The 3,931-nt window shown below is 57.3% G+C and carries 4 protein-coding genes; 3 read left to right on the top strand and 1 reads right to left on the bottom strand.

What is annotated here, in order from left to right:
• The 3 genes from QMZ05_RS40460 to QMZ05_RS40450 all read left to right on the top strand — a co-directional run.
• Window positions 1-443 (top strand): hypothetical protein (locus QMZ05_RS40460; protein WP_353705835.1); only part of this gene is annotated, 443 nt, incomplete at its 5' end.
• Between the two features lie 51 nt (window positions 444-494).
• Entirely contained in the window at window positions 495-1,196 is a 702-nt protein-coding gene (locus QMZ05_RS40455; protein WP_353705834.1) for an FkbM family methyltransferase, read from the top strand.
• A 1,416-nt stretch (window positions 1,197-2,612) separates the two neighbouring features.
• Window positions 2,613-2,900 carry a DUF5658 family protein gene (locus QMZ05_RS40450; RefSeq protein ID WP_244484942.1) on the top strand — a complete coding sequence of 96 codons (288 nt, stop codon included), beginning with the start codon at window positions 2,613-2,615 and terminating at the stop codon, window positions 2,898-2,900.
• A gap of 128 nt (window positions 2,901-3,028) precedes the next feature.
• Here the strand turns inward: QMZ05_RS40450 and QMZ05_RS40445 are convergent.
• Window positions 3,029-3,931, bottom strand: a 903-nt coding sequence (locus QMZ05_RS40445) for an alpha/beta fold hydrolase (RefSeq protein WP_353705833.1), incomplete at its 5' end; no start/stop codon positions are given.

Below are 3,931 nucleotides of genomic sequence, written 5' to 3'. Positions count from 1 at the left end.
ACCTGGAATTGCCCACCAGCACGTGGGGCGAAGAGCGCGCCGAGGCGATGCGCTATCTAGCGCGAACTGCACCGACCAGGAAGATGTACTGGCTGGATCGAGCGCGGCTGGAAGCCCCACACCGGCGCGAGATCTGGCTGGATCTGGCGGAGGAATTGCATAGCCAAGCAGATTGGCCGAATCTGTTTTGGGCGTGCACGAGCGGCATCGAAAAGACGCGTCGGACCGGGAGTTATCTCGATGATGAGCGTAGCTGGGGCTTCCGGCTCTACGACCTCGGCGCTATCGCGGCCTGGCGATTGAATGTAATGGACCTCGCCGTCATGTGGGGCGAGATGGCCTCAGGACTTGATCCCGACAACGGGCGCCTGAGAAGAAACCTCGAATTCTTTCTGGCCAAACGTCGCGGGATTCTAGACGCGTCCGTCGATCAAAAAGCTTGACTACTCCTTCTCGCGCTCAACTGGTTTCATGATCTGGGAATGGATCGACTCATGACCAAGCTCGCAACATTGTGGCAAGAACTCGTAGCGCTGCTGCCGGTTACGGAAAACACTTTAGTTCAGATCGGGGCGAACGACGGAGCGACGCTAAACGACCTAATCCAATTGAGAGAATGGCACGGGGTGCTAATCGAGCCAGTGCCGTTCCTGTTCGAAAGACTAAAGGTGTCAATTCCCGTAGCCTCCGGCCTCCTCGCCCTCAACGCGGCGATACACCCGTCAGCGGATAGAGAGACAATGACTTTCTATTCAGTAAAGGAGCATGAGCTGGACAACAAAATCGTGCCGGGCTGGTTCAAAGGTCTCTCATCGTTTGATTTGCCGACTATCTTGAGTCACGAGAAGTTCGTGCCTGACATCCGCGAGCACATAGAAGAGATCACTGTCCAAACGAGAACGTCTGAGAGTCTTCTGAATGAATTTAGAATAAGCTCGGTCAGCCTCCTATACATCGACACTGAAGGTTATGATGCGAAGATCCTCATGAGCTTTCCAATCGAGGCAACGCGGCCTTTGATTGTGTTTTATGAAACCAAGCATCTGCACGCTGAGGAGGCAAACAGGCTTACATTGATGTTGGCCCAGTACGGCTATTCATTCTTGCATACCAGAGACATCGAGCAGAATGTCTTTGCCATCAGTCAAAGGTTGCTCCCGGCGCCCTTTGTCCGCCTCTTGGACAAATTGCTTTGACTTCCGGCGCCGTAAACATGCAGACGTTTGATTTTGAAGTGAACGATGATGGACGTCTGGTCATAGCCAGACGTTTCGCACCCGTCGTTGTAACAACTTGCTACGGGTCCGAACGATACTTCGAATGTCTTCGACTGTTCTTGGCGTCGCTGGTCAAGTATGGACGATACAACGGCGACGTCGCGGTATTCTCCAGCAAGCCCCCGAACGAGACGTTGCGATGGATTCCAGAATCGCTACAAGATCGCTGCCTTTGTCTCCCGATCTCATCCCCCCCTCTCTTCCAGCGTTACGATCTCAGCGCCTTGCGCCAATACCAACCCGTTCTCTACTTAGACTGCGATATCATCGTCGATGCGGACGTACAGGATTGCTTACTTCGCGTTGCGGCATCCCGAGGCCTCTGCGTTACGAACGAGCGATACCTTTATCCGGAATTGTGCAATGTCGAGATCAAGTATGTGCAAGATCATCGCCGCATAGGGAATTGGTTTGGGCTTGAGTTAATTAGACTCGACCCAGATTGCTCAACCGAATTTCTACCGGTTGCGAACTCCGGGATCATCGGATTTTCGGACCATGATCTTGCTCAGACCGTTGGTGCGATGGTCAGACGATTGCATGGGTCTCGGATTGCCGATCAGTATGAGTGGGCCGGAGACCAGCCGTTCTTCAACTACGTGTTGACGAAAACAAAAGCGGTCGACCTAGAGTCTCTTGGAGATACGTGCAGTTTCAGTGGAATGTCCGATCAACAACCGTCTGCAAAAGGCTTCATGCACTTTGTCTGGGCTCGAGGGGACACAAAGTTGACGGCTATGAGAAACTATTCCGACATCTTGAGTCGAACTCCCGTCCGTCAGACCCCAAGACAGCGATTGAGCGAGTGAGTGCGTAAATTGACGAGCGCCCAACGGCGCGCTCTGCGCGCGAAGGGCTGACGCTCGAAGAGATCGCGCTTTGGCCTAAACCGCAAAGGGCCTAGGTACCATTGCTCCCATTCACGCCGACAAGTTTGTGTCCTTCACTACGGCGACTCTAACCTTCTACAAGGAGAACCCTTCAGCCTATGTCGAGAAGTGCCAATCGATCCAAGCGGCCGCAAGAAACTTCGATTGGAAGTTCTCAATACAAGATTGGGTCGATTTGATTGAGGCGCGAAGGCTCTGAGCGCCGGCACTCACACACTTTGCTCGAAAATTAGTTGCACGATCGCGCCGTAGCCTCAACCGTAGAACTTGTAAGGTCAGGCCCGGAAAATCTCAACAAACTCAGCATAGTTGACAAGTCACCCCTTCCGCCATGCATACCGCCTCCGCAAAGCGGCCTCGTTGCACCCCCTTCCCGAACCAACATTTAACGAATCGGCTCGAAGATCAGGGTCATTGCCCGTTCGGCGCCCACCGAGAGGTTGAAATGAATTGGGTTAAGGCACTGTTGCTGCTTTCCGTGCTGCTTCTCGGATGCGCCGACCTTGCCACCACCAACAGGATTCTGGAGCTCGGGTTCGGCGAGGCGAACCCGTTCATGCAGATGGCCCAGGCCTGGTTCGGCGTCTGGTGGCTGATCCCCAAACTGGGCTTGACCTATCTCGTCATCGCGCTGCTTTGGCGCAGCGAAAACCTTTTCAGGATTGCCCTTGTCGTGGCGTTCTGCTCAACGCCCGTCATCAACAACCTCGTCATCCTCGCCGGCGCGAGCTGAACCGGCCCGCGCCGTTTGCGCAGGCGATGCGATCGTCCTGCTCGTCGGCGCGAGCAGGCATGATCCAATCAATGCCCCAGATCTCTGCCGTCCTATTAGGCTCCCGCTCTCTTGCCCGGGCCCGTCCGTCAGGTCTGCGCGATGAACTCCGCGATCATGCCGGCGATTTCCTGCGGCGCATCCTCGAAGCAGTAGTGCCCGACGCCGGCAAGGCGCCTCACTGGCGCCGCCGGGAAGATCGCGGAAAACAGCGGCAGGAAATGGTCTGCGTGCAGCGTGCGGTCCGCTTCGCCCCAGATCGCCAGCGCCGGCTTGCTGCGGATCGCGCGATCGGCGGCGGGGCTCGGCGCCTCGAATTGGTGCGCCCCGGTCGCAAAGCCCCTCGCCCATCCGATCGCACCGAGGCAGTCGGCCGGGCGCGCGAAAGGTGAGCCGTAGGCGGCAAGCCAGGCGTCGGTGATAACAGCGTTGTTCTCGAAGCCGTTGAGCTTGAGGGTGCTCAGAATATTGAAGCCGAGCTGGCCGAGCACCGGCTCGAGTTCACCGTTCGCCTCAGCCGATGCGATCCATTGAAACCAGGGTGAGACCTGCGCGTTCGCGGTGACGCGCGCGAACAGGTCGCTCTGCCCGAACGGCGTCGGCCCGTTGGCCGAGATGACGCGGCGGATCCGATCCGGATGGCGTGCCGCGAACCCCATTCCGACGGGACCGCCGAAATCGTGCATCACGAGGCTGATGCTGGTCAGGTCGAGCGCGAGAACCAGGGCTTCGAGATTGTCGACATGGTCCTGCAGCCAATAGCTGCGCTGCGCCGGCGTCGCGCTCTTGCCAAACCCCATGTGATCCGGAACGACCACGCGTCGCGTGGCGCTCAGGACCGGCACCAGATGCCGGAACAGATAGCCCCAGGTCGGTTCGCCATGCAGGCAAAGCACCACCTCGCCGTCCCGCGGGCCTTCGTCGACATAATGCATCCGGAAGCCCGATGCCGCGCTGAAATGCGGCGTGAAGGGAAAGGTGCCGTCGAACGT

The organism is Bradyrhizobium sp. INPA03-11B, from assembly GCF_040446015.1.
Classification (GTDB): Bacteria; Pseudomonadota; Alphaproteobacteria; order Rhizobiales; family Xanthobacteraceae; genus Bradyrhizobium; species Bradyrhizobium macuxiense_A.
The sequence above is the reverse complement of the archived record's forward strand: the minus strand, read 5'-3'. Positions and strand labels throughout refer to the sequence as shown.

Excerpts from the sequence above, each read along its gene's own strand:
- QMZ05_RS40455 (WP_353705834.1), top strand. The coding sequence starts at position 495 with ATGACCAAGCTCGCAACATTGTGGCAAGAACTCGTAGCGCTGCTGCCG.
- QMZ05_RS40450 (WP_244484942.1), top strand. The coding sequence starts at position 2,613 with ATGAATTGGGTTAAGGCACTGTTGCTGCTTTCCGTGCTGCTTCTCGGA.